The organism is Sorangium sp. So ce185, from assembly GCF_051526825.1.
GTDB classification, from domain to species: Bacteria; Myxococcota_A; Polyangia; order Polyangiales; family Polyangiaceae; genus Sorangium; species Sorangium cellulosum_D.
Map to the genome: position 1 here is coordinate 10438652 of NZ_CP150316.1, position 25174 is coordinate 10463825.

At 71.8% G+C, this 25174-nt stretch carries 17 protein-coding genes; 11 read left to right on the forward strand and 6 right to left on the reverse strand.

What is annotated here, in order from left to right; translation table 11 throughout:
- Positions 1-4: 4 nt before the first annotated feature.
- From prs to WMF26_RS38330, 3 genes are read right to left on the reverse strand one after another with little or no spacing between them, the layout of a single operon-like run.
- Complete coding sequence (gene prs, locus WMF26_RS38320; RefSeq protein WP_061624325.1) at positions 5-928, reverse strand: ribose-phosphate diphosphokinase; 924 nt, start codon at positions 926-928, stop codon at positions 5-7.
- Positions 925-2877, reverse strand: coding sequence for a class I SAM-dependent methyltransferase (locus tag WMF26_RS38325; protein WP_437996757.1), 1953 nt, complete (start codon positions 2875-2877; stop codon positions 925-927). Before WMF26_RS38325 ends, prs begins: the two co-directional genes overlap by 4 nt.
- Positions 2877-3857: a LolA family protein gene (locus WMF26_RS38330; RefSeq protein ID WP_437996758.1), complete on the reverse strand. Its 981-nt coding sequence runs from the start codon at positions 3855-3857 to the stop codon at positions 2877-2879. Before WMF26_RS38330 ends, WMF26_RS38325 begins: the two co-directional genes overlap by 1 nt.
- Positions 3858-4206: 349 nt before the next feature.
- Between WMF26_RS38330 and WMF26_RS38335 the strand changes: the two genes are divergently transcribed.
- The 4 genes from WMF26_RS38335 (at position 4207) to WMF26_RS38350 (ending at position 9290) form a co-directional block, all read left to right on the forward strand.
- Complete coding sequence (locus WMF26_RS38335; RefSeq protein ID WP_437333140.1) at positions 4207-5481, forward strand: SpoIIE family protein phosphatase; 1275 nt, start codon at positions 4207-4209, stop codon at positions 5479-5481.
- A 277-nt stretch (positions 5482-5758) separates the two neighbouring features.
- A complete protein-coding gene (gene purL / locus WMF26_RS38340; RefSeq protein WP_437996759.1) occupies positions 5759-8131 on the forward strand; it encodes a phosphoribosylformylglycinamidine synthase subunit PurL in 2373 nt (790 codons plus the stop codon).
- Between the two features lie 113 nt (positions 8132-8244).
- Entirely contained in the window at positions 8245-8655 is a 411-nt protein-coding gene (locus WMF26_RS38345) for a response regulator (protein ID WP_061628399.1), read from the forward strand.
- Between the two features lie 116 nt (positions 8656-8771).
- Positions 8772-9290, forward strand: coding sequence for a nuclear transport factor 2 family protein (locus WMF26_RS38350; RefSeq protein WP_061628398.1), 519 nt, complete (start codon positions 8772-8774; stop codon positions 9288-9290).
- Between the two features lie 43 nt (positions 9291-9333).
- On the opposite strand, the gene WMF26_RS38355 is transcribed toward WMF26_RS38350, so the two are convergent.
- From WMF26_RS38355 to WMF26_RS38365, 3 genes are all read right to left on the reverse strand, one after another.
- Complete coding sequence (locus tag WMF26_RS38355; protein ID WP_437996760.1) at positions 9334-11604, reverse strand: ATP-binding protein; 2271 nt, start codon at positions 11602-11604, stop codon at positions 9334-9336.
- A 1354-nt stretch (positions 11605-12958) separates the two neighbouring features.
- Entirely contained in the window at positions 12959-14080 is a 1122-nt protein-coding gene (locus WMF26_RS38360) for an aminopeptidase (RefSeq protein ID WP_437996761.1), read from the reverse strand.
- An 86-nt stretch (positions 14081-14166) separates the two neighbouring features.
- Complete coding sequence (locus WMF26_RS38365) at positions 14167-15498, reverse strand: class I SAM-dependent methyltransferase (protein WP_437996762.1); 1332 nt, start codon at positions 15496-15498, stop codon at positions 14167-14169.
- Positions 15499-17023: 1525 nt separating this feature from the next.
- Between WMF26_RS38365 and WMF26_RS38370 the strand changes: the two genes are divergently transcribed.
- The 7 genes from WMF26_RS38370 (at position 17024) to WMF26_RS38400 (ending at position 25152) form a co-directional block, all read left to right on the forward strand.
- The gene (locus WMF26_RS38370) at positions 17024-17884 is read left to right on the forward strand and encodes a response regulator (protein ID WP_437996763.1); all 861 of its coding nucleotides are present in this window, start codon (positions 17024-17026) and stop codon (positions 17882-17884) included.
- 158 nt (positions 17885-18042) lie between these two features.
- On the forward strand, positions 18043-18738 hold the full coding sequence (locus WMF26_RS38375) for a succinate dehydrogenase cytochrome b subunit (protein ID WP_437314778.1): 696 nt from the start codon (positions 18043-18045) through the stop codon (positions 18736-18738).
- A gap of 19 nt (positions 18739-18757) precedes the next feature.
- The gene (locus tag WMF26_RS38380) at positions 18758-20671 is read left to right on the forward strand and encodes a fumarate reductase/succinate dehydrogenase flavoprotein subunit (protein WP_061628391.1); all 1914 of its coding nucleotides are present in this window, start codon (positions 18758-18760) and stop codon (positions 20669-20671) included.
- Positions 20671-21444, forward strand: a complete 774-nt coding sequence (locus WMF26_RS38385) for a succinate dehydrogenase/fumarate reductase iron-sulfur subunit (protein WP_061628390.1) — start codon at positions 20671-20673, stop codon at positions 21442-21444. Before WMF26_RS38380 ends, WMF26_RS38385 begins: the two co-directional genes overlap by 1 nt.
- Positions 21445-22628: 1184 nt before the next feature.
- Positions 22629-23411 carry a DUF5995 family protein gene (locus tag WMF26_RS38390; RefSeq protein WP_437996764.1) on the forward strand — a complete coding sequence of 261 codons (783 nt, stop codon included), beginning with the start codon at positions 22629-22631 and terminating at the stop codon, positions 23409-23411.
- 47 nt (positions 23412-23458) lie between these two features.
- The gene (gene msrP / locus WMF26_RS38395) at positions 23459-24499 is read left to right on the forward strand and encodes a protein-methionine-sulfoxide reductase catalytic subunit MsrP (RefSeq protein WP_437996765.1); all 1041 of its coding nucleotides are present in this window, start codon (positions 23459-23461) and stop codon (positions 24497-24499) included.
- 2 nt (positions 24500-24501) lie between these two features.
- Positions 24502-25152 (forward strand): sulfite oxidase heme-binding subunit YedZ, encoded by a 651-nt coding sequence (locus WMF26_RS38400; RefSeq protein WP_437333150.1) that lies wholly within the window; start codon positions 24502-24504, stop codon positions 25150-25152.
- Positions 25153-25174 lie beyond the last annotated feature (22 nt).

Consider the following 25174-nt stretch of genomic DNA (forward strand, 5'->3'; position numbering starts at 1 on the left):
TGCTCTAGGTTTCGCGCTCGAGCGCGCGCACGACGAGCGGCGCCACCGATTGCAGGGCGCCGGGCGTGTCGGCGAGCTGCTGGCTGCCAGGGTGCGAGTCGGTGCCGAGCAGCGTCGTGAACACGCCCGCCTTCCTGATCTTCTCGAGCGAGTCGCCCGGCAGGACCAGGTGGCTCGCGACGGCGTGGACCTTCGACGCCCCGGCGGCGAGGTAGGCGCGCCCCGCCTGGACGAGCGACGATCCGGTGCGGACCATGTCGTCGTAGATGACGACCTCGCGGCCCGAGACGTCGGCGTTGACGCCGGTCACGCCGACCCCGTCGCCCCGCCGCTCCTTGTAGACGAACGCCGGCTCGACGCCGAGGCCGCGGGCGAGGCTCTGCACCCACTTGGCCCGTCCGGCGTCCGTGGCGGCGAGCACGTACGGGCGATCGCCCATCAGCGCGCGGACCGCCTGCGTGATGAGCGGGGCGCCGTAGAGGTGGCGCGTCACGTGCGAGTCGCTGAAGTAGAACTCGATGCCGTCGGTGTGCAGATCGAAGAGGAAGATGCGCGTGCCCGCGTCGCACGTCGGGATCGCCGAGATGAGCCGCGCCCGCGTCTTCGCGGTCACCACCTCGCCCGGCTTCACGGCCCGCTCCATGGTCGCGTAGCCGAAATACGGCATCACGATGGAGAGCGACCGGGCGCCGGCGCGCGAGATGGCGCAGCCGAGGTCGTAGATCTCGAGCCAGTCGAGGTCCTGCGGCGCGCCGCCGAGCAGGACCACGTCGCGCCCCCAGCAGTCGACCGCGACCCGCAGGTAGCGCTCGCCGTCCGGGAAGCTCTTGCGCTCGACAAGGCCGCGCTCGAAGTCGCCCGCGGCGAGGAAGGCGGGCTCCAGGTAGGCGTACGAGCGGATCGTGATGAGGAGACGGCGCTGGCTCATCGCGCCCCCCGGCGAGGCGCCCGGGCCGGCGCGGCGGCCCCTCGGCGAGCGCCGCGGGCCGGCGCGCCCTTCGCCGCCGGCGCGCCCTTCGCCGCCGGCGCGCCCTTCGCGGATGCGCCGGCCCTGGCCGCCGGCGCGCCGACGGTGGCGAGCACGCTCTTCAGGTGGGGGTCCATGCCCGGCTCGCTCGGAAAATCGACGGGATCGGGGAGGTCTTTCATCTGCACGACGTCGCATCCTGCTTCACGCGCGGCCTCGTGCAAATGGCGCCGGAACTTGGCGCGCGCGATGCCGCGGTGGTTGGTGCAGGCGAGGAGCCGGCCGCCCGGGGCGAGCAGTCGGAAGGCGAGCGCGGCGAGCGCCCCGAAGTCGCTCGCCGCGCTGAAGCGGCTCTTCTTCGTGGTCGCGAAGCTCGGCGGATCGAGCACGATGAGGTCGAAGCGCTGGCCGGCCTGGGCGGCGGCCTTCAGCCACGGGAACACGTCGGCCTCGACCACGACGTGCGCCGCCGGGTCCGCGCCGATCGCGTCGAGGTTCTCGCGCGCCCAGGCGATCGCGCCCCGGGACACGTCGACGGTGACGCTCTCGCGCGCGCCGCCCGCCACGGCCGCGACGGTGAACGCGCCCGTGTAGGCGAACAGGTTCAGCACCCGGGCGCCCCGGGCGAGCTCGCGCACGCGCCGCCGGTTCTCGCGCTGGTCGAGGAAGATGCCGGTCGAGAGCCCGTCGCCGAGCCGCACCTTGTACGGCAGGCCGTGCTCGAAGATCGTGAGCTCCTCGGGGGCGCTCTCCCCCCGGACGGCGTGCCGCGGCGCGAACTCCTCGCGCCGCGCGTCGACGATCACGCTCGCGTGCTTCGGGCGCACCTTGAGGTAGACGCCCCTCGCCCCGAGCCGGTGGGCCGCGTCGAGCACGACGTCGCGCGGCGGCGCGCCCGGCTCGCCCTCGCCCGCGCCGAACAGCGCCACGACGAGGTGCTCGCCGTAGAGGTCGACCGAGAGGGAGGGGAGCCCGTCGCCCGCGCCGTGGACGAGCCGGAACGCCGTGGTGTCGCCGGCGCGCGCGACGGCGTAGCGCCGCTCGGCGGCCTCGCGCATGGCGCGCTCGACGGCCGCGACGCCCCCCGCGTACGGGTCCGCCGGCGCGTCCGCGAGCCACGCCTCGAACGCCGCCGGCAGCTGCGATCGGAAGGTCGCGGCCGCGCCGGTGGCCGGGTGATCGAGGCGGAGCTCGGCGGCGTGCAGGAGCAGGCGCGGGGCCTCGGCGCCGCCGTAGAGCGGATCGCCGGCGATGGGCAGGCCGATCGCGGCGAGCTGCACCCGGAGCTGGTGGGTGCGGCCGGTCTCGGGCCGGAGCTCGAGCAGGGCGCGGTCGCCGCGGCGCTCGAGGAGCCGGTAGCGGGTGATCGCCAGCGCGCCGCCGGCGGCTCGCTCCTGGCCGCCCGCGCCCCGGTCTTCCCGCCCGGCGCCCCGATCCTCTCGCCTCGCGCCCCGATCCTGCCGCCTTGCGCCCCGATCCTCTCGCCCCGCGCCGGCCTCGGCGAGCGCGCGCATCGCGCCGCCCGGCGCCGGGACGAGGCGGTGCCGCAGCGTGCCGCGCGGCGCGCGATCGCCGAAGCCGGACACGGCGGCGACGTACGTCTTTTGCACGGTGCGCCCCTCGAACTGCCGCGCGACGGCGGCGTTCGCCTCGCGCCGCCGCGTGAACAGCAGGACCCCCGACGTGTCGCGATCGAGCCGCTGGTGGATCCCGAGGTACGCCTCCGCGTCGCCCCGGCCGCGGAGGAAGGCGCGGAGGCGCGTCACCACGTCGTCGATCCGGTCCGCCTCGGGCGCGTGCGTCGACAGGCCAGCCGGCTTGTCGACGACGATGAGATCCGCGTCCTCGGCGAGGATCCACTCCGGATGAAAGTCGGGAAACAGCTCCGGCAGCGAGGGGCGCGGAATCATCAATTCTGCTTGACGTCGGTGCCGGGCGGCGGGGTGAACTGGAACTCCGCGGCATCGATCGACGCGGGCTGCGACGCGTTCTCGAAGTCGAACCGGTTCCGGTTGCCCTGCGCGTCGAGGATGAGGACGCGGCGCACGACGCCCGGGTCCTTCTTCGCGAGGAGCGCCTTGTCGATATAGAACATCACGAGCTCGTAGTGGGGAGTCGGCGCCCGCGGCTTGCCGATGAGCACGGGGCCGCCCTCGAAGCTCGCCTTCTCGTTGAAGGTGAACGTGAACGACGGGCGGAGCCCGTGGCCCATCAGGAACGAGAGCGCGCCCGGATACTCCGAGTTCTTCACCGGCGTGACGAACATCTGCCGGTCCTCGGCGACGTAGACCTTCAGCGACACGCCGTCGGAGACGATGCGGTTCCGGCTCGGCGGATCGTAGCGAAACGAGATCCTGTCCGGCTTCTGGACCGACAGCGCGCCGCTCTGCTTCTTGACGGCGCCGGAGATCTTCTGGGTGTGCTCCTGCTTGAAGCGGGCGACATAGGTCTTCTTGCCCACGAAGATCGCGTCGACCTCCGCCGCAACGGCGTCCGCGGACCCGGGCTCGGGCGGCGGGACGAACGGCGCCTCCGCGACCGGCGGGGACGCGCCGGTCGCCGCCGGCGCCTCGGCGCGCCCGCCGCCCGCGTCGCGCGCCGCCGCCGCGCCGCCCGCGTCGCCGGCGTCGACAGACGGCTTGCGGCCCGCGTCCTCCGCCGGCGCGCCCGCGTCGGCCGGCGCCGCCGCGTCGGCCGCGACCGCGCTCGCGTCGGCGGGCGCCGCGGGGGCGCTCGCCGGCGGCGCGGCGGCGGAGGGCGGCGGGTCCGGCAGCGCGGCGGCGGAGGGCGCGGCGTCGGGCGCCGCGCCGACCGGAGCGGACGGCGCGTCGCAGGCCGCCGCGGCCAGGGCGGCGGGCAGGGCGAGGGCGGCGAGGCGGAGGCGGATCATCGAAGAGCTCGCTTTCAGGGGCGTGTGCGTCGCGTGTTCTAGGACAGGTAGGGCCGAGGTGGTAGCGCCGATGACGCGGGGGCCCGCGGGCCGCCGCGCTGCATCGACGATCTCGCGTCGTCGCCGCGGCGCGCGGGGCCGCCGCCGCGCGAAAAAAAGCAGCGCCCCGGGCGAAGCGCGGCGGCCCGACGACGGAACCGCCAGGGAAATCACGGCGGAAGCGACGGCGGAAGCGACGGCGGAAGCGACGGCGGAAGCGACACGCGCTGGTCGATGGGCTCGCCACGAGCATCCCGGGCGAGACCATGTCTTGACCCCTATTTCCACGTAGCCCACACTCTCGGGCCGCATGCGCGTGGGCACTCCCTCCCTGATCGATGCGTCGTCGCTCATCCTGATCCTGGACGTCTCGCGCAAGCTCGCGGCGCCGTGCGATCTCACCGAGCTGCTCGAGCTCATCATCAAGACGGGGCGGGAGGTGATAGGCGCCGACCGCGGGAGCGTCTTCCTCTACGACGCCGAGGCCAAAGAGCTTTACTCGCGTGTCGCCACGGGCGAGACGCAAATCCGCGTCAGCATCGACAAGGGCATCGCCGGCGAGTGCGCGCGCAAGCGCCAGACCATCGTCGTCGACGATTGTTATACCGACCCGCGGTTCAATCCGGAGATCGACCGCCGGACGGGATATCACACGAAATCCCTGATCACGGTGCCGCTCATCGGGCTCGACGACAAGCTCGTCGGCGTGCTGCAGATGCTGAATTCGGCGGTGGGCCACTTCGGCCCGGACGAGCGCGACGTCGCGGAGCTGCTCGCGGCGCAGGCGGCCGTCGCCGTGCAGCGCACGCTCCTGCTCGAGGAGCGGATGATCAAGATCAAGCTCGAGCACGACCTCACCATCGCGCGCGACATCCAGCAGAACATCCTCCTGCGCCGGCTCCCGCGCTGCCCTGGATACTCGCTGTCGGCGTTCAGCAAGCCGGCGGACGACACCGGCGGCGACATCTACGACGTCATCCGGCTCGACGAGCGCGCGGACATGTCGCCGCTCCTCCTGCTGCTCGCGGACGCGGCCGGCCACGGCATCGGCCCCGCGCTCAGCGTGACGCAGTTCCGCGCGATGCTCCGCATCGGCCTGCGCCTCTCGGCCGACATGGACGCGCTGATGCACCACATCAACCAGCAGCTCATCGAGGATCTGCCGAACGACCGCTTCATCACCGCCTTCCTCGGGATCCTCGACCCGGTCACGCACCAGCTCCGCTACCACGCGGCCGGGCAGGGCCCGCTCCTGCATTACCGGGCGGCCGAGGGCCAGGTCGTCTGGCGCGATCCCACGACGGTCCCCCTCGGCATGTTCAAGGATCTCGACCTCCCCCCGCCGCCCCCCCTGGTGATGGCGCCGGGCGATCTCCTGGTCCTGCTCACCGACGGTTTTTACGAGTACCAGGACGCCGCCGGGCAGGTGTTCGGCAAGGAGCGCGTCGGCGATCTCATCCACCGCCTGAACGCGCGCCCCACCTCGGACATCCTCGGCGCCCTCCTCGCCGAGGTGCGCCGCTTCGCCGGCTCCGCGAAGCAGATCGACGACCTCACGGCCCTCGTCGTCAAGCGCGATGCTTAGAAGGCGCGACGCCTAGAGCGGGGCTCACCCGCTGCGGATCCGGGCCCATCTCGACGTTTTCGGTGCTCGGCGTGCTGGAGCACGCCTGCGCGCCGAAAACGCCGATCTGGACCCGGCTCCTGTGCGGGTGAGCCCCGCTCTGCTCGGCGGGCCCGGGGGTGCTGGAGCACGCCTGCGCGCCGAAAACGCCGATCTGGACCCGGCTCCTGTGCGGGTGAGCCGGAGGGGTCGCTCCCCTGCTTCCCCTCCTCGCGTCCTTGCGCTAGCTAGGCCCGCGATGAGCGCCGTCGTTGCCGCCCCGCCCCCCGCCGCCCCCACCCCCTTCCCCGGCGACCCGCCGGTCGACCTCACCCTCGCGCAGGCGCACAAGCTCTCGGCCAGCGAGTGGGAGCGCGCCCGCGAGCGCCTCGGGCGGCAGCCGACGTTCACCGAGCTCGGCGTCCTCAGCGTCATGTGGAGCGAGCACTGCTCGTACAAGAGCTCGCGCGTGCACCTCTCGCGCCTCCCCACCGCCGGCCCCCGCGTCATCCAGGGCCCCGGCGAGAACGCCGGCGTCGTCGACATCGGCGACGGCTTCGCGGCCGTCTTCAAGATGGAGTCGCACAACCACCCGTCGTACATCGAGCCCTACCAGGGCGCCGCCACCGGCGTCGGCGGCATCCTCCGCGACGTCTTCACGATGGGCGCGCGCCCCATCGCCAACCTCGACTCGCTCCGCTTCGGCCGGCCCGACCACCCGCGCACCCCGCAGCTGCTCCGCGGCGTCGTCGCCGGCGTCGGCGGCTACGGCAACTGCATCGGCGTCCCCACCGTCGGCGGCGAGCTCTTCTTCGACCGCGCCTACGACGGCAACATCCTCGTCAACGCCTTCACCTGCGGCGTCGTCCGCACCGACCGCATCTTCTACGGCCGCGCGAGCGGCATCGGCAACAACGTGCTCTACGTCGGCGCCAAGACCGGGCGCGACGGCATCCACGGCGCCACCATGGCCTCGGACGAGTTCTCCGAGGGCGGCCCGAGCCAGCGGCCCACGGTCCAGGTCGGCGACCCCTTCATGGAGAAGCTCCTGCTCGAGGCGTGCCTCGAGATCTTCGCCGAGGACCTGCTCGTCGGCGTCCAGGACATGGGCGCCGCGGGGCTCACCTCGTCGTCGGTCGAGATGGCGGGCCGGAGCGGCAGCGGCCTCGACCTCGACCTCGACCTGGTCCCGCGGCGCGCCGCCCGGCTCACCCCGTACGAGATGCTCCTCAGCGAGTCGCAGGAGCGCATGCTCCTCGTCGCGAAGCCCGGGTGCGAGGCGCGCGTCATCGAGATCTGCACGAAATGGGAGCTCGACGCGGCGATCATCGGCAAGGTCACCGACACGGGCCGCTGGGTCGTGCGCGCCACGCCCGGCTACGACCCGCTCGGCGCCGCGGCCGCCAGCACCGCGCGCAATCCGGTCGTCGTCTGCGACCTCCCGGTCGATTTCCTGACCGACGCGGCGCCGAAGTACGACCGCCCCCAGCGCGACGACGCCACGCTGCCGGCGCGCCGGGCCTTCGACCCGCGCACCCTCCCGGCGCCGGCCTCGTGGTCCGAGCTCTTCCTCGCGATGGCGGGCTCGCCGAACCTCGGCTCCCGCGCGTGGGTGTGGCGGCAGTACGACCAGATCGTGCGGGGCGGCACCGAGGTCCGGGCCGGCAGCGACGCCGCGGTGGTGCGCGTCCCCTGCGAGAAGGACGGGAAGCGGTTCGAGAAGCTCCTCGCGTTCTCGAGCGACTGCAACGGCCGGCTCTGCGAGCTCGACCCGTTCCAGGGCGCGGCGATGGCCGTGGCCGAGGCGTGCCGCAACGTGGTGTGCGCGGGCGCGGAGCCGATCGGCCTGACCGACTGCCTCAACTTCGGCAACCCGGAGCGGCCGGAGATCATGCGGCAGTTCGCGCTCGCGATCGACGGCATGGCGGCGGCGTGCCGCGCGCTCTCGGTGCCGGTCGTGAGCGGCAACGTGTCGCTCTACAACGAGACCGACGGCCGCGCGATCCTGCCCACCCCGACGGTCGCGGTGGTGGGGCTCGTCGCGGACGCGGGCGACGTGCTGCGGGCGTCGTTCCCGGCCGCCGGCCTCACGGTGCTCCTGCTCGGCGACCCGCGCGGCGGCCCGCTCGGCGGCTCCGAGTACGTCGCGCGCCACACCGGCGAGGTGAAGGGGCCGAGCCCCGCCATCGATCTCGATCGCGAGGCGCGGCTCCAGGGGCTCTGCCTCGCCCTGGCGCGCTCGCGGCCGCGGCTCCTCCAGAGCGCGCACGACGTCTCCGACGGCGGGCTCGCGATCGCGCTCGGCGAGTGCTGCGCCGCCGCCGACGACCCGGCGGCCCTGGTGGGCGCCCGCGTGCGGCTGCCGGAGGGGCCGAACGATGGAGCGCGCGAGGCGCTCGCCGAGGCGCTGTTCGGCGAGGCGCCGAGCCGCGTCGTCGTCAGCGTCCGGCCCGAGGACGCCCCCGAGGTCGCCCGGAGGGCCAGGGAGGCCGGCGTGCCCTGCACCGAGCTCGGCACCACCGGCGGGGCTCGGCTCACGATCGCGGCGGGCGGCGGCGCGGTGATCGACGTCGAGCTCAGCGCGCTGCGCGACGCGCGCGACCGGTGCCTCGAGCCGATCGTCGGGCGCTAGCGACGGGGCCTATCGTATCGGGGGATGCCCCCGCGGTATTCGGGGTGGTTCCCCACGCGCTGCGTGCAACGTCCAACTTGCGTCCAACGGTTGGACAAAGGACAGTGGCGTCCATGGCGCTCCGGAAGGCCGTGATTCTCCTCGTCGAGGACAGCGAGATCGATCGCACGATCTACGGGCGCTACCTGCGGGACTGGGCGGACATCGACGTCACGCTGATCGAGGCGCCGACGGCGAAGGCCGCCCTCGAGGTGTGCCGGACGAGCCCGCCCGATTGCATCATCCTCGATTACCGCCTCCCCGACATGGATGGCCTGGAGCTGCTCGAGAAGCTCAAGCACATCACCGAGGCCCCGGTGATCTTCATCACGGGCCAGCCGGCGCCGATGATGCTGACACGGGCCCAGTCGCTCGGCATCGCGGGGTATCTCTGGAAAGAGGTGCTCGGCTCTGCGCGGCTCCGCGAGGCCGTCCTGACCGCCCTCCGGGTGGGCGTCCTCGCCGTGTTCGCCGCGACGGCCTGAGCGGGCGCGCTCGCCGCGATCGCGCGGATCCCCGCGGCGCCGGCGACGGCGCGCGCTGCCGCGCTCCATCCGGGGTCGGGTGGGCTCGCGCGGCGCCCGTCGCCTATACTTCCCGCATGAAACGCTGGCTCCCGCTCGGGCTCATCGCCCTCGGCGCCGTCCTCGCCGCGGTGGCGCTGCTGCTCTCTCCGTCCGACGAGGACCGGATCCGCGACCGGCTCGCCCAGCTCGCGGACGCGGTGCGCATCGACGACGGCGAGCGCAACCCGCTGGTGCGCCACGGCCGCGTCCGCAAGGAGTTCGCCGAGATCTTCACGAAGGAGGCGAGCGCCCGCGTCGTCGAGATCAGCGACCGGCTCAGCGGCCGCGACGAGCTCGCCGCGGCCGCGACCCAGGCCGCGGTCGTCTACCAGACCGCGGACGTGAGCTTCGGCGACACGGAGATCCAGGTCGATCCGGCCGGCATGACCGCCGAGGTGACCGCCACCGCGACCGTCACGGGCGCCCGGCACGGCCACCCGGCCCGGCGCGACGAGCTGCCCGTCGCGCTCCGGCTGGAGAAGGTCGACGGCGACTGGAAGATCGTCTCTGCCACCGTCCACCCCCGGCGCGCGCCCGACGACGACGGCCTCTGATCGCGGCGCTCCGGCCCTGGCCGGGCGACGGCCGCGCCCGGGATCACCGGCTGGCGGGGGGCGGCGCCTCGGCGAGCGTGAAGTAGAACGTCGTGCCCCCGGTCGGGGGCGAATCCGCCCAGATCTTCCCCTTGTGCCGCTCGACGATGCGCTGGGTGATGGCGAGCCCCGAGCCGGTCCCCTCGCCGTACTGCGCCGCGGTCGAGAGCCGCTCGAACATCGTGAACAGCCGGTGCCGCTCGTCCGCGGGGATGCCCACGCCGTTGTCCCTGACGTAGAAGACGGTGGGATCCGAGCGCTCGTCGAAGCCCACCTCCACCCAGGGGTTCGGGCTCGCGTTGTACTTGAGGCCGTTCGAGATGAGGTTGGCCAGCACCTCGCCGATCCGGATCCGGTCGCAGACCACCCGGGGGAGCCGGCGCGGCGCGCGGATCTCGGCGCCGCGCTGCAGGAGCGAGCCGGACAGCCGCCGCTCGACGTCGGCCAGCACCTCGCTCAGGTCGACCTCCCCGAAGGAGAAATCCACGTTGCCGACGCGGGAGTACTCGTAAAGCGAGTTGATGAGCTCCATCGTGCTCCCGGCCAGGTCGCCGATGCGCCGCAGGTAGCCCTGCGACTCGGCCGAGAGGGCCGCCCCGTCGTCCTCCATCACGAAGGTCGAGAACGACCTGATCCCGCGGATCGGCTCCTTGAGATCGTGCGCCACGATGTACCCGAACTGCTCGAGCTCGGCGTTGCTCCGCTCGGCCGCGGCGCGCGCGGCCCTCTCCCGCCCGACCTGCCGCGTGAGGTCGAGCTCGATGAGCGCGCGCCGGAGCAGCTCGGCCGCCTCGATCTCGGCGGGCTTCCAGGCGACGGCGGTCTGCTCGACGACCTGCTTCCACAGCGCGAAGGAGCGCCGGGGGCCGAGCAGCGCGCCCTCGGCCGTGCTCTCCACCGGCTTCTCGGGGTTGCCGCCCCAGCTCACCGTCTGGATCACCTCGGGCCGGAGCCAGACGACATACCAGGGCTCCGGCTCGGGGATGGAGATGCAGAGGACGCCGCTCGCCACGTCCTTGATGCGGGCGAAGTCGGGGTCGACCCGCGACAGGGACTCGGCGTGGAACACCGGCCGATCGGCGACCGTGCGCCGGAGCCACGCGTACAGGCGCCGGAGCTCGTCCGGCGCGGGCGCGGCGCCGAGCGCGGTCGCCTCGTCGCCGTGGAGCAGGGCGAGGCCCGGCGCGTCCGCGAGCCTCATGAGCGCTCCGGCGCTCTCCGCGAGCCCGACCATGAGATCTTCCCGCTGCGAGACCGCCGCGACGATCTCGTCCGACAGGGCCTTGAGCGCCTGCTTGTGCCCCCTGTCCTCGAGCTTCTCCTTGGCCGCGAGCTGGATCGACAGGAACCTCCCGCAGAGCTCGCAGCCCTGCCGGATCTCGAACGACAGCGGCCTCGCCGTGCGGTGGTGACAGGCGATGAGCCCCCAGAGGACCCCCTCGCGGATGAGCGAGACGCTCATCGAGGCGCCGACCCCCATGTTCTTGAGGTACTGGATGTGCATCGGCGAGACGCTCCTCAGCTGGGAGAAGCTGAGATCGATGGGCGCCTCCGGCGAAGGCACGATGTCCGAAGGCCGGTAGTCGACGTCCGGGATGATGCGGAGCCAGTTGCGGAGGTAGAGCTCCCGCGCCTGCGGCGGGATGTCGGAGGCCGGATAGCGCAGCCCGAGGTAAGGCTCGATGTCCGCCGCCCTGGCCTCGGCGATGACCTCGCCGTTCCAGTCGCGATCGAACCTGTAGATCATCACCCGGTCGTAGCCGGTCAGCCGCTTGATCTCCTCGGCCGTCGCCTCGCACGCGTCGAAGAGCCCCTCGGCCGACTGGATCCGCTCGATCGCCGCGTGGATCGCGCGGTACACGCTCGAGAACGACACGTCGCCTGGAAGCTCGCGCGGATCGAGCGGCTCGAGCTCCACGATCAGCCGCTCGCCCGCCCGGTGCGCGATGGCGTCGAGCCACGCCGCCGCGCCCTCGCCCCTGGCGGTCACCTTCAGCGGGTTCAGCGCGCCGGGATCCGGAGACCGGAGGATGGACTCGAGATCTCCGCCCGCCACGGGCGCGATGAAGTCGAGGAGCGGGCGCCCGAGGACGCCCTCGGGCCCGCTCCCGAGCACGGCGCCGACATTGAGGCTCACGTGGCGGACGACGAGATCGCCGGGCGAGAGGGCGAGCAGCGCTCCGTGCGGCTGAATCCGCCCGGGGATGTGGATGGGCTCCACCGCGCAATTCGTGAGATCGACGCCCTGCCCCCGCCCACCGTGCCCCTGCATCATGTCCCGCCCTCCACTTCGGCACTTCCCCACGCCCCCTCGACGGGACCCCGCGAGGGCGAGGAGGGCACGCGGATCGTTCGGAGGGCTCGTCGTTAGTGGATTTCCGCGGCCGGGTCGAGCGGTTCGGCCACCGTACGGGCGCCCCCGTAAGGCCGTGCCTGGCGCGCGTACGGCGGCGCCCGTGTGCACAAAAAAAAGAAAGGCCGGTCGGGAGAGCCCGCCGGCCTGAGGTCCGCAGCCGCGGACCCACCGGAGCCGCTCAGGAGCGCCGATGGAGGGGGGATCCACCGGAGGGACCTGAAAGACCCGCGGTCACGAGAGAGAAGTCAGGAAAGCCAGGAAAGCGATGTGAAGCGCGTCCAAGCAAGAAAGCACGAGCAAAGGGGAAGCAAAGTCGAAGCGAGACGTTAAGACAATCAAAGAAGCGAGTCAAAGCGAAAGAAGAAGGAGAAGCAAAGGATCAAGCGCAGACCAGAGACCGTAGGTGCAAGCTCAAGCGAAGCAGAGGGCAAGGGCAAGGGGAGGCGAAGCGATGAAGCGGAGTCGAAGTCGAGAGCTGCAAGAGAGTAAGAGAAGCTCGAACCAAGATCGACAAGCTGATCACGTTAAGCCATCTCAGCTGGCGACGCGCGTCGCGCGCGCCTCGTTCATCCCTCCTTAATCGCCCCGCAAGGCGGCTATCATCACGCGAACCGAAGCTCTCCGCCGGCGTCCGGCGACAAGTCAATCAACAAGGAGCCGACAGCAGGTCCATGGCATCCGGGTGGCGGCGGGGTCACGATCGCTCGGCAGAGATGCCGCCGATCACCTCGCTCGGCGCCCCCCAACGACTGGGGCTTGCACTGCGAACGATGTGCCAGGGGCGCCGCCCCCGCCGAGGCCCCATGAAACCGAGCAGCGAACGGGAGCGACATCTGGCCGATACATTCAGCAACCGGCGGGCCAACCTCGATCCCCCCGCACGGCCGGGCCCCCACGGCCAAAAAAACCGCAGAAGCCCGTCGCCAGCCGCGGGGCGCACCGCCCGGAGGTGCGATGCCCGTCATACATTTCCGCAGGGACTGGTCCGATCCACGGATGGGTTCAGATCCAGAACGGAATTCTTACCTGGACAATGAATTGTCCACCCGCCTGGGGCAAACCGCATTGCAATGCGCCATGAGAGCGCACGATTGCAAGGACGCCGGACGCTCCGCGCGACGCGCCGCAGCGGATTTTGACGCCACACGTTGTCCTCGGCGCGCAGCACGGTACGCGGCGCGCAGCACCGCACGCGCGCGCAGCGCACCGCGGCACGCGGCGCGCAGGTCGGCACGCGCGCAATGCCGCACACGGCCCTACGCGCGCACGGCGCCTACCTGCACCCGGCCCGGATCAGCGGCTCGATCACTTGGCCGACGTTCTCCTGGGGCGCGGAGAACCTGTGGCGCTCGAGCTTCCTCAGCGCGCCCAGGAACCTCGGCCAGCTGCCGCCGCAGGTCGCGAGCAGGGCCCGGAGCTCCTCGTCCCCCGAGTTGTAGACGCGGAACTGGACGAGCGACGCGTTGTTGAGCGAGCGGCGCGCCCCGATCTCCGCCTTGAGCCGGGCGAGCACCGCCGCCTTCGCGGCCCGCTTCTCGGCGTCGGAGGCCGAGGACGCGTACAGCCGGTCGAGCTCGACGTAGGCCTCGTGCAGCGCGTTCGCCCGCGCCTCGCTCCGCTCCTGCTCCCGCATGTAGGCCGTCTTCTCCGCGGAGAAGGGGCCCACCCGCTCATCCAGGTAGCGCTTGGCGAGCTCGTCCCCGACGAAGCTCGCGAGGCTCTCGTTCAGCCTCGTCTGGCCCCTCAGGTAGAGCGTCGCGTGCAGCGACTCGTGCAGCACCACGTTGGCGAGCTCGCCGAGCGCCTCGTCCCCGCTGGAGATCATCGTGGACAGGACCGGATCCTCCAGCCAGCCGAGCGTCGAGTACGCGCCCGCCGGGCGCACGTCGACGTCCCAGCCGGCCGCCTTGAGCGGCGCCGCGAACTCCTTGGCGGCCTTCAGGTCGAACCACCCCACGTACGGAACGGTGCCGACGATGGGGAAGCTCCACGTCTTGGAGCGGAACCGGAGCGGCTCGCACGCGCTGACCACCCAGACCGCGGCCGGGCGATCGAGCTCGACATACGTGCGGTAATTGTCGGTCGCGGTGAGGCCGTGGCGCTCCCCGAAGCGCTTGATGTGCGGGACTTCGCGCAAGAGCGCGCGCGTCCGCCACGGCCTGCGGGCGTCGCCGACGGCGTCCTCGAGCGACTCGGCGCTCCACGCCATCGAGAGCTGACCGAGGCCCGCCTGCGCGATGTAGCGCATCTGGGTACACGAGGAGAGCAGGACGCAGAGGGCGGCCGCGAGGAGCGCGCTTCCGGCCTTGCCCGCGCGCGCCGGGCGGCGAGGGCGCGACGCAGACCACGAGGGCGCGGCGCCGCGATGGGCGCTGGCCGGCAGCCGTTCGCTCATGCTCTAGCTGATAGCTGGCCGCGCGGGGTTCACAAGCTCTTCCGCGCGGGGGGCGCGCGTGCCGACGGGACGGCGCGCCTCCGGGATCAGGACGGCGCGGCGGCGCCCCAGGCGCTGAACTGCACGGCCGGGACGATCGGCGCGCGGTCCCGCAGCGACGGCTCCTCCGCGGCGTACAGGGGCTCGCGCGCGAGCGGGTAGTCGCGCGGCGCCCCGTTCGACAGCACCATCTGCACGGCGCCGAGGTGCCCGCTGCGGAACGCGGCGGCGGCGCAGGCCAGGTAGAACTCCCACGTCCTCAGGAACGCGCCGTCGAAGCCGGTGATCCGCTCGATCTTCTCCCGGTTGTCCAGGAAGTTGCGGCGCCAGCAGCGCGCCGTGAGCGCGGAGTGGCGGCGCAGGTTCTCCGCGTCGAGCACGTCGAGGCCGCGCGCGGCGGCGCGCGCCGCCATCCCCTGGACCGATGGAGGCCAGTACCCCGGGAAGATGTGCTTTTGCACGAACGGGTCAGTCCGCGGCGACTCCTGCTCGCGGGTGACGCTCTCGAGCAGGCAGACGCCGCCCTCGGCGAGCAGCGCCTTCACCCTGTCGTAGAACACCTCGATCCGGCGCGCGCCGGCGTGGCACATCGAGCCCAGGGAGACGAGCCGATCCCACCGCGGATCGCCGTCGAGGTCCTCGCAGCCCATCACGCGGACCTCGACCGGGAGCCGCCGCGCCGCGGCCTGCTCGCGGATGTACCTCGCCTGGTTCTCGCAGAGCGTGATCCCGAGGCACTGCACGCCGTAGGTCTCCGCCGCGTGGAACATGAGGTGGCCCCACCCGCAGCCGAGATCGAGGAGCCGCTGCCCGCGCCGGAGGGCGAGCTTCCGCGCGACGACGGAGATCTTGTGCGCCTGCGCGTCGTCGAGCGCCTCGCCCGGAGACCGGAAGTAGCCGCACGAGGTCTGGAGGCGCCTGTCGAGGTAAAGAGGGTAGAAGTCGTTGCCGAGCCCGTAGTGGCGCTCGACGGCGAGCCGCTCGCGCTTCGCCGCGCCGGAGAGCAGCCCGAGCCGGAGCGCGTCGAGCACGCCGGAGAGGCCGCGCTCGAACGACGGCAGCGCGGGCGCGAGGTGCGGCAAGCGCGCGTCCAGGGACCGCACGGACCGCACCGAGCGCGCGAGCTGGAACAGGCCGGCGAGCGAGTCCTCGAGATCGCCGTCGAACGTGACCTCGCGCCGGACATACGCCTCGCCGAGCCCCAGCGTGCCCCGGAGCGCCGCCTCGCAGAGCGCCCGGCGCGTCCGGAACGTCACGGCGAACGCCGGCGCGCCCGCGCCGAGGCGCAGCCGCTCGCCGCCCCACAAGCGCAGCTCGAACGGGGTCCCGTCATAGCGCTCCAGCAGGCGCGAGGTCGCCTCCTTCACCCAACGGGACAACAGCGGAACTTCGCCCTTCCTGACGATGAACATCGGACCCCCTCCGCGACCCCCCGGCCGCCCGACGAGCTGAACCGAGCTGCGCTTTCCCGTCAAGCGACATGTCATCTCATCGACACCATCACAGCGAGTCCCGTAACGCCCACAACGGTCGGAGGACGACGCGGACATGCGCTGTCGTCGGGGACAGGAGGAACGTGGTCGACAGGGTTCCAGGAGGTTCGGAGAGGTGTTCGGGGAGGCCCTGACAACAGAACTGTGTCTGGGAGGTTTCATGTTCCAGACGAAGGGAGGACATCGAGAGGATGATTCGAGTTTCTCCCCACCTTCTTCCGGTCTTTCGGTCGCGAGCGGCCGCCGCCGGTCCGTTCCCCCTCTCCGATCGTCCGCCGTGCGGGCGCGCGGGACGGCCGGGGACGGCAGGAGGGCGGGAGATCGACGTCGCGCTCGCCCGGGGAGCGTCGATCGTCCAGGTCGGCGCGGTGTGCTCGGATCGGAGCGCGCGACGGGAACGCGGAGCGCGCGACGGGAACGCGCCGCGCGACGGGAACGCGCCGCGCCCGTGCGCCGCGGCGGCCGCGCTGCTCGAGGCGACGCTGCGCGATGCGCGCACGGCTCCACCGCGGAGATCCACGATGCGAGGTCGACGCGCCACGCGCATGGAGGCGAAGGCGACGCGACCGCGCGAGGACGAGGACGGGGACGGGGACGGGGACGGAGGACGGGGACGAGAACGCGCACGAGCACGCGCACGAGAACGCGCACGAGCACGCGCACGAGGACGAGCACGCGCACGAGGACGAGCACGCGCACGAGCACGCGCACGCGCACGCGCACGCGCACGAGGACGAGCACGAGCACGAGCACGAGCACGCGCACGAGGACGAGCACGCGCGCGCACCAGGACGGAGGACGAGCACGCGCGCGACGACGACGCGCACGCGCGCGACGACGACGCGCACGCGCGCGACGACGACGCGCACGCGCGCTCACGCTCGGGATCGCGCCCGCCGCGCCGATGTCACGGCCCGCTCGAGCGCCTCCTCGTGGAGCGCGCCGCCAGCGGACCCGCTGCCCAGCGCGGCGCGACCGCGCCGCCATCGGCGCGACGGACGTCGCCCGCGGCGGCGAGCAGCGCACCGACCACATCCTCTCCGCCGTGCGGCGCGCGACCACCGCCGCTCCTCGCGAAACAGGCCCGAAGACGCGCGCGGCCCGCGCGGTCTCTCCCTGCGACGCGCGCTCACACGGCCCACAGGAATCGGCATACCGGAGCACATCCGCGCCGGGCGCGCGGCGCCTCGCCCTGTTCAAGGAGGACCGCGTCAACGCCGCTTCGGCTTCCGTTTCGCTGGAAACCCGGTTCTATTGGACTGTAGGCGAACTTTGGACAGCTGGTAGAGACCGGAGGGGGCTCCGCCGGGTGGGGCGACATCGGCCACGACCGGCGTGGTCATCGCGCGATCGCGACGGCGCCGGACGGCAGGCGGCGCGGCACCCCTTGTAACCAGAGGAGGAGGCATCAGTGAGCCAGGCCCGACCCCATGTGCTGGTGGTAGACGCCGAGAAGAGGGTCCTCGACAGGCTTGCGGTCGAGCTCAGCGACGGCGGCTTCGACGTCACCTGCGCCGAGAGCGGCCTCGCCGCGATCGAGCTCGTCAAGGCGCGCCGGTTCGACCTCGCGATCGCCGACGTGAGGGCGCCCGGCATGGAAGGCGCCGGGACCATCGCCGCGCTCAAGGCGATCAGCCCGGACCTCGAGATCATCGTCGGCGCCCCGTGCTCGAGCGCGCAGACCGCCGTGGAGTGCATGCAGAGCGGCGCGTACGACATCCTCGAGAAGCCGTACGACATCGAGGACATGAAGCGGCTGCTCGAGGCGGCCATGCTGCGCACCCACCTCGACGCGGTGGCGGCCGTCCACCAGGCGAGCGCCGCCCTTGTCGCGTCCCTCTCGCGGGACGACTTCCCCGAACGCGCCGTGGATCTCGCGGCCAAGGTGGTCTATACAACGAGCGCCGCGCTCTCCCTGGCGCTCGACCACGGGGCCGCGCTCTACCAGGCGGCCTCCGGCGCCGAGGTGTCTGCCGCGTTCATCGCGCGGCTCGCCGGCCAGGTCGAGGGCGCGCTCGCCCCCGTCCGCCTGTCGGCGGACGACGCGCCCGACCTGCTCTGTACCGCGGAGGGCGAGCGCTTCGGCGCCGCCATCGTGGCGCCGCTCCGCCTGGGCGAGCGCTCGATCGGCGGCCTCGTCGTCCTCCGCGACGAGCGCCTGCCGGCGTTCACCAGCCAGGAAGAGCAGGCCATCGGCATCTTCGCGATCGAGCTCGCGCTGGCGTTTTACGGTCGCAAGGTAAGACGCGCGCACGACCCGCGCGCCGCCTGACGCCCATCCTCCGCGCCCCGCCCGCCTCGCCGCGAACGCCGCGGGCAGCGCGCCTCCCTCGGGCCGAGATCTGCGGCCGACGCCCGCAAAATCTTCCGCGATCGAGCGCGAGATTCCCTCTGGCGAACGCGTTCGCACGCCACTAAAGGAGGGGAGCGATGAGCCCCACTGCTGCCCCATCGACTCTCCCCACCAGGGCCCAGCGCATCGCGCTCTTCTACCGGGATCTCGTCGGCAAGAAGTTCGCGATGGCGCTGAGCGGCGTCGTCTTCTTCGGCTTCGTGATCGGCCACATGGCCGGCAACCTGCAGGTCTTCCTCGGCCGGCAGAAGTTCAACGACTACGCCGCCTTCCTCCACGGGACGCCCTCCCTGCTCTGGGGGACGCGGCTGCTCCTCCTCGCCTCCCTCATCGTCCACGTCTACACGGGCGTATCGCTCGCGCTGCACAGCCGCGCTGCCCGGCCGGTCCGCTACCAGGTGAAGGGGCAGAGGCACCCGAACCTCGCCGCCCGCACGATGCTGCTGAGCGGCGGCGTCCTCGCCGCGTTCATCCTCTATCACCTGCTGCACCTGACGACGGGCACCGTGCACCCCGACTTCGTGCCCCTCGACGCCTACGACAACGTCGTGAAGGGCTTCAGCTCGGCGCCCGTGGCGATTGCCTACATGGTGGCGATGGGCCTGCTCGCGCTGCACCTCTACCACGGCGCGTGGAGCATGTTCCAGTCGATGGGCCTCAGCCACCCGCGCTACACGCCGGCGCTCAGGAAGTTCGCCGCCGCCGCGTCGATCCTGCTCGCCGTCGGCTTCTCCTCCATCCCGCTGGCCGTCCTGTTCGGCATCGTCCGCTGAGCCCGGAGCCCCCGTCATCATGCAGCTCAATGCGAAGATCCCCGAAGGTCCCATCGAGAAGAAGTGGGACCAGCACCGCTTCAACCTGAAGCTCGTCAACCCGGCGAACAAGCGGAAGTACACGATCCTCGTCGTCGGCACCGGCCTCGCCGGCGGCGCGGCGAGCGCGACGCTGGCCGAGCTCGGCTACAACGTGAAGAGCTTCTGCTTCCAGGACTCTCCGCGCCGCGCCCACAGCATCGCCGCGCAGGGCGGCATCAACGCCGCGAAGAACTACCAGAACGACGGCGACAGCATCTACCGCCTCTTCTACGACACCGTGAAGGGCGGCGACTACCGCGCGCGCGAGGCCAACGTGTACCGGCTCGCGCAGATCAGCGTGAACATCATCGACCAGTGCGCCGCGCAGGGCGTGCCGTTCGCGCGCGAGTACGGCGGCGTGCTCGCGAACCGCTCCTTCGGCGGCGCGCAGGTGTCGCGCACGTTCTACGCGCGCGGGCAGACGGGTCAGCAGCTCCTCCTCGGCGCCTACCAGGCGCTCGAGCGGCAGATCGGCCTCGGCAAGGTCAAGATGTACCCGCGCACCGAGATGCTCGACCTCATCGTGGTCGACGGCAAGGCGCGCGGCCTGGTCACGCGCAACCTGATCACGGGCGCGCTCGAGACGCACCTCGGCGACGCGGTCGTCCTCGCCTCCGGCGGCTACGGCAACGTCTTCTTCCTCTCGACGAACGCGAAGGGGTCGAACGCCACCGCCATCTGGCGGGCGCACAAGCGCGGCGCCCTCTTCGGCAACCCGTGCTTCACCCAGATCCACCCGACGTGCATCCCGGTCTCGGGCGACTACCAGTCGAAGCTCACGCTCATGAGCGAGTCGCTCCGGAACGACGGCCGCATCTGGGTGCCGACGAACGCGGGCGACACCCGCCCGCCGGAGCTCATCCCGGAGGGCGAGCGCGACTACTACCTCGAGCGCCGCTACCCGAGCTTCGGCAACCTCGTGCCGCGCGACGTCGCGTCGCGCGCGGCCAAGGCGGTGTGCGACGAGGGCCGCGGCGTGGGGCCGACCCGGCTCGGCGTGTACCTCGACTTCTCGGACGCCATCCGGCGCCTCGGCAAGCCCGCCATCGCCGAGCGCTACGGCAACCTCTTCGACATGTACGAGCGCATCACCGGCGACGACCCGTACACGGTCCCGATGCGCATCTACCCGGCCATCCACTACACGATGGGCGGGCTCTGGGTCGACTACAACCTGATGAGCACGATCCCCGGCATGTTCGTGCTCGGCGAGGCGAACTTCTCCGACCACGGCGCGAACCGCCTCGGGGCGAGCGCGCTGATGCAGGGCCTCGCCGACGGCTACTTCATCATCCCCTACACCATCGGCGATTACCTCGCGTCGACGAAGCTCGAGCGGGTCGACGACCTCCACCCCGCCGTGCGGGACGCCGAGCGCGAGGCGGGCGAGCGGCTGAACAGGCTGCTCGCCGCGAACGGCTCGCGCACGGCCGACTCGTTCCACCGCGAGCTCGGCAAGATCATGTGGGAGCAGTGCGGGATGGCGCGCAACGCGCCCGGGCTCAAGGGCGCGCTCGCGCGGATCCCGGAGCTCCGGGAGCAGTTCCACCGCGACGTCCGCGTCTCGGGCACGGGCACCGGCCTGAACCAGGAGCTCGAGAAGGCGGCGCGCGTCGCCGACTTCTTCGAGCTGGCGGAGCTCATGTGCCGCGACGCCCTCTACCGGGAAGAGTCGTGCGGCGGGCACTTCCGCGAGGAGCACCAGACGCCCGAGGGCGAGGCGAAGCGCGACGACGAGAACTTCACCTATGTCGCCGCCTGGGGCTGGCGAGGCGAAGGTCAGGCCCAGGAGCTCTACAAGGAGCCGCTCCAGTTCAACGAGGTTCACCCAACGCAGCGGAGTTACAAATAATGCGCCTCACCCTCCATGTCTGGCGTCAGAAGGGCAAGTACGAAGCGGGCCGGTTCGTCACGTACGAGGTGCCCGACGTCAGCGAGCACATGTCCTTCCTCGAGATGCTCGATGTGCTCAATCAGCGGCTCATCCTCAAGGGTGAGGAGCCGATCGCCTTCGATCACGACTGTCGCGAGGGCATCTGCGGCATGTGCGGCTTCATGATCAACGGCCAGGCGCACGGCCCCCTCCGTGGGACGACCGTGTGTCAGCTGCACATGCGTCACTATAAGGACGGCGATGTGCTGTGGCTCGAGCCGTGGCGGGCTCAGGCGTTCCCGGTCGTGAGCGACCTCGCGGTGGACCGCAGCGCGTTCGACCGCATCATCGCGGCGGGCGGCTACGTCTCGGTGCCGACCGGCAGCGCGCCGGACGCGAACGCCGTCCCCGTGCCGAAGCCGGTCGCCGAGCGCTCCATGGACGCGGCCGCGTGCATCGGCTGCGGGGCCTGCGTCGCGTCGTGCCCGAACGCGTCGGCCTCGCTCTTCACCGCGGCGAAGCTCACGCACCTCAACATCCTGCCGCAGGGCCAGCCGGAGCGCGATCAGCGGAGCCTCAACATGGTGGGCCAGATGCGCGCCGAGAGCTTCGGCCACTGCACGAACGTCGGCGAGTGCGAGGCGGTCTGCCCGAAGGAGATCCCCCTCGACGTGATCGCGCAGATGAACCGCGATTACCTGCGCGCGACGCTGCGCTACCGCGACGTGCAGGCCAAGGGCGGCACCGGCTGAGCGCCGCGCCGGCTCGCCGGCCTCGCCCGGCGGCGCCGGCGCCCCTCCCCCTCCCTGGCCAGCGAAGCCCCTCCTCTTTACTCCTCGCTCCTCGACAGCAAAGCCCCGCCGCCGCGCATGCCGTGGACGCCAGGCTCCGTCACGGCCGTCCCGCGCGCGGCGGGGCCGCGCCGTCGGCGCCGCGGCCGTTCGCGATGCCCGGCCGTCCAGCGCCGGGGCGCGCCCTGCGCCCGGCGGTCACGGCGCGCCATCCGGGCGATCGCCGCCGTACGGCCGGCCCCCGCGCCCTGCAGGCGCAGGCTGCAGGACCTCGGCGCGAGGATCACGCGGCAGGGCCCAGCCGCGATGACAGGCGAGCCCTGCCGCTGGCGCGGCCGCGCTGCGGCGGCGACCGTCGCGACGCGAGCGTCCTCATCCGCCACATTCACGACATTTTCAACATCGACGCAAGAAACCGACCTCCCTTGTGGAAAACGTACCAGGAGTTTCCTGAGCGCCGGCTCAGGGGCTTCCTAAACGCTCTTCACATTGCCGGCGCCGACCGTACAGCCGACATGGGATAAGCACTCGGCATGTTTCGAGAACATCTCGTCGCGACTTGCAGCTACGCGAGACGATGGGTTTCCGAATTCGACAAACCTTCGCTCCAGTAGCAGCGCAACCCGGAAGATGCCGTGGCGATCTCCCGCGCGAGAAAGAAACGTGTCAGGGTCAACTGCCGCTTGTTCGAGGTCGCTAGTTAGCATAACCTCAAAACTGTCCCGAACGGGATCAGCGGTCATAAGACAATTGTGGTCACCCCACACCATGTCGTAGACTAGGTTCAACTTAGAGCGCCGCAGCGAGGGGGGGCATCCCGCGGCGAGCGCGTCTGGATCGCATCGAGTCATCGCTCTTCTGCGGGGGGCCGGTTCTGGGGAGGGCCGGCAGTAGGAGAAGCAAGGGCAAAATCCGCGGCGACCTTTCTCCCGGCGGGTCTCCAGATCCGCTTTCGACATGGGAACGACGCGCACCGGGACGCAGACCAGAAAGGCCGGGTCCGGGGGGACCGACGGCCGGCGCCTCTGCTTCACCGTTCATGCTGCGCTCAGGCGATGCGGCCGGCGGCAGCGAGGCGGTCGGACGCGGAAGTTCGAACATCGGATCAGGTCTCTTTGACGAGCGAAGAAGTAGGAGGGGACTTCATGAGCAGCTGCATCGACGGCCTTAATCTGCACCCGAAGAGCGTCCACGATGCTGCCGTTGTTCTCGACACCGTGACGGGTCGCCTGATCGCCGCGGGCGATCGGCGGGCGGCGTTCACCGACGTCTACGGCATCGTCACGCGCGCGGTCGCGGCGCAGGTGGAGCGGCCCGACGGCATCTTCCTCGAGCCCGCGTGGATCTCGCGCCTCGCCGGGCGGTTCTGCGAGCGGTACCTCGAGACGTTCCGGTGGTGCGAGCGGGGCGCGGCGCAGGACTGCGGCGCCTGGCACATCGCGTACGCGAGCACGTCGTCCCGGTTCGCGCCCCCCGTGCAGAACGCCCTGCTCGGGTTCAGCGCCCACATCAACTACGACCTGGTCTTCGGGATCCACGCGACGATCGTCGAGTTCGGGCACGGCCGCGACCCGCGGATGCTCGCGCGGCTCAAGCACGATCACGATGAGGTCAATACCCTGCTCCGCCGCTCGGTCATCGAGGCGCTCGAGCGCCTCGCCGTCCGGCATGGCTGCCCCCTGAGCGCGATCTTCCGCGACACCGCCCCGGATCTCGCGGTCTGGGTGTCGATGGAGATGCTCTCGCGGTGGCGCGAGCGCGTCTGGACCGACGTGCTGGCCCTGCTCAAGGCGCGCACCGCGAGCGAGCGGGCGGCGGTCGCCCGCGGGGTGGAGCAGCGCTCCGCGCGCATCGGGCAGATGCTCGCGCTGCCCTCGCTCCACCACGCGCCCCACGCCGCGCTGCGCCTCCTGTCAAGGGCCGCGTGAGCGCGTCCGGCCCGTAACCGGAGCCCGGTCCGATCGTAGAATGGGGCATGAGCAAGCTGCCCAAGGAGCCGCCCGCCAGCGAGATCACCCCTCCAGCGCTCTACCTGAGGCGGCGCGAGCTCCTGAAGAACGCCGCGCTCTTCGCGGGCACGGCGTCGGCCATCGGCGGCGGCCTCGTCTGGCTCACCGGCGGCGAGGCCGGCGTGGCGGACGCCGGCGCCCCCGGCGGCGAGGCCACGCCGCTCGCCAGCGCGCCGCCGCTGGACGGCGCGGCGCCGCGCCGCGAGGCGGGCGAGGCGGGCGAGGCGAGCGCGAAGAACGCGTTCGTCACCGACGAAGCGCGGACCGACTACGAGGCCATCGTCACCTACAACAACTTCTACGAGCTCGGCCTGAGCAAGTCGGAGCCGTCCAAGAACGCCGGCCGGCTCCGCCTGCGCCCCTGGGCCGTCGCGTGCGAGGGGGAGATCGAGAAGCCCGCGGTCATCGACCTCGACACCCTGCTCGCGTGGTTTCCCCTGGAGGAGCGCGTCTATCGCATGCGGTGCGTCGAGGCGTGGTCGATGGTGATCCCCTGGCTCGGGTTCCCCCTGGCCGCGCTGCTCCGGCGCCTCGAGCCGACCTCCCGCGCCCGGTACGTCCAGTTCACCACGCTGCTCGATCCGGAGCGGCTGCCCGGCCAGCGGAGCGACGTCCTCGACTGGCCTTACGTCGAGGGGCTCCGGCTCGACGAGGCGATGCACCCGCTCACGATGCTGGCCGTGGGCCTCTACGGCAAATCGCTGCTCGGCCAGAACGGAGCGCCGATTCGCCTTGTGGTCCCGTGGAAATACGGGTTCAAGGGGTGCAAATCGATCGTCAGCATCAAGCTCACGGAGCGACAGCCGAAGACGACGTGGAGCCAGGCCGCGCCGGACGAGTACGGCTTCTACGCCAACGTGAACCCCGCGGTGGATCACCCGCGCTGGAGCCAGGCGACCGAGCGGAGGATCGGTGAGCTGCGCCGCCGCCCCACGCTGCCGTTCAACGGCTACGCGGAGGAGGTGGCCAGCCTCTACAGCGGCATGGACCTGCGGGAGAGCTTCTGACCATGGGCGCGCCCGCGAGGACGATGTCGCGGCCGGGCGCCCAGGCGCGCGCCGGCCGGAAGCTGCCCTGGCTCGTGCCGGCGGTCGTCACCGGCGGGCTGATCCCGCTGGCCGTGCTCGGCCTGCGCGCCCGCGCCGGCGCGCTCGGCGCGAACGCCGTCGCCGAGGCGCTGAACCAGCTCGGGCTCCTCGCGCTCGTGCTGCTCGTCGCGTCCCTTGCGGCGACGCCGCTCAAGATCGTCTCGGGCTGGACGTTTCCCCTGCGCATCCGCAAGGCGCTCGGGCTGCTCGCCTTCTTCTACGCGTGCGCGCACTTCCTGACGTATGCGCTCGTCGATCAGGGGCTCGACGTCCGCGCGATCGTCGAGGACATCACCGAGCGCCCGTTCATCCTCGCCGGCTTCGTCGCGCTCCTTCTGCTCGTCCCGCTCGCGGCGACGTCGACCGCGCGCATGCTGAAGCGCCTCGGCGCCGCGCGCTGGAAGCGGCTGCACCGCCTCGCGTACGTCGCCGCCGTCCTCGGGGTCGCGCACTTCTTCCTCCGCGTGAAGAAGGACGCGACCGAGCCGATGATCTACGCCGCGCTGCTCGCCCTGCTCTTCGCGGCGCGCATCGTCAGCGCCGTCCTGCAGAGGCGCGCGGCGTCGCGCTGAGCCCTGCGCCGCGCCGCCGCCG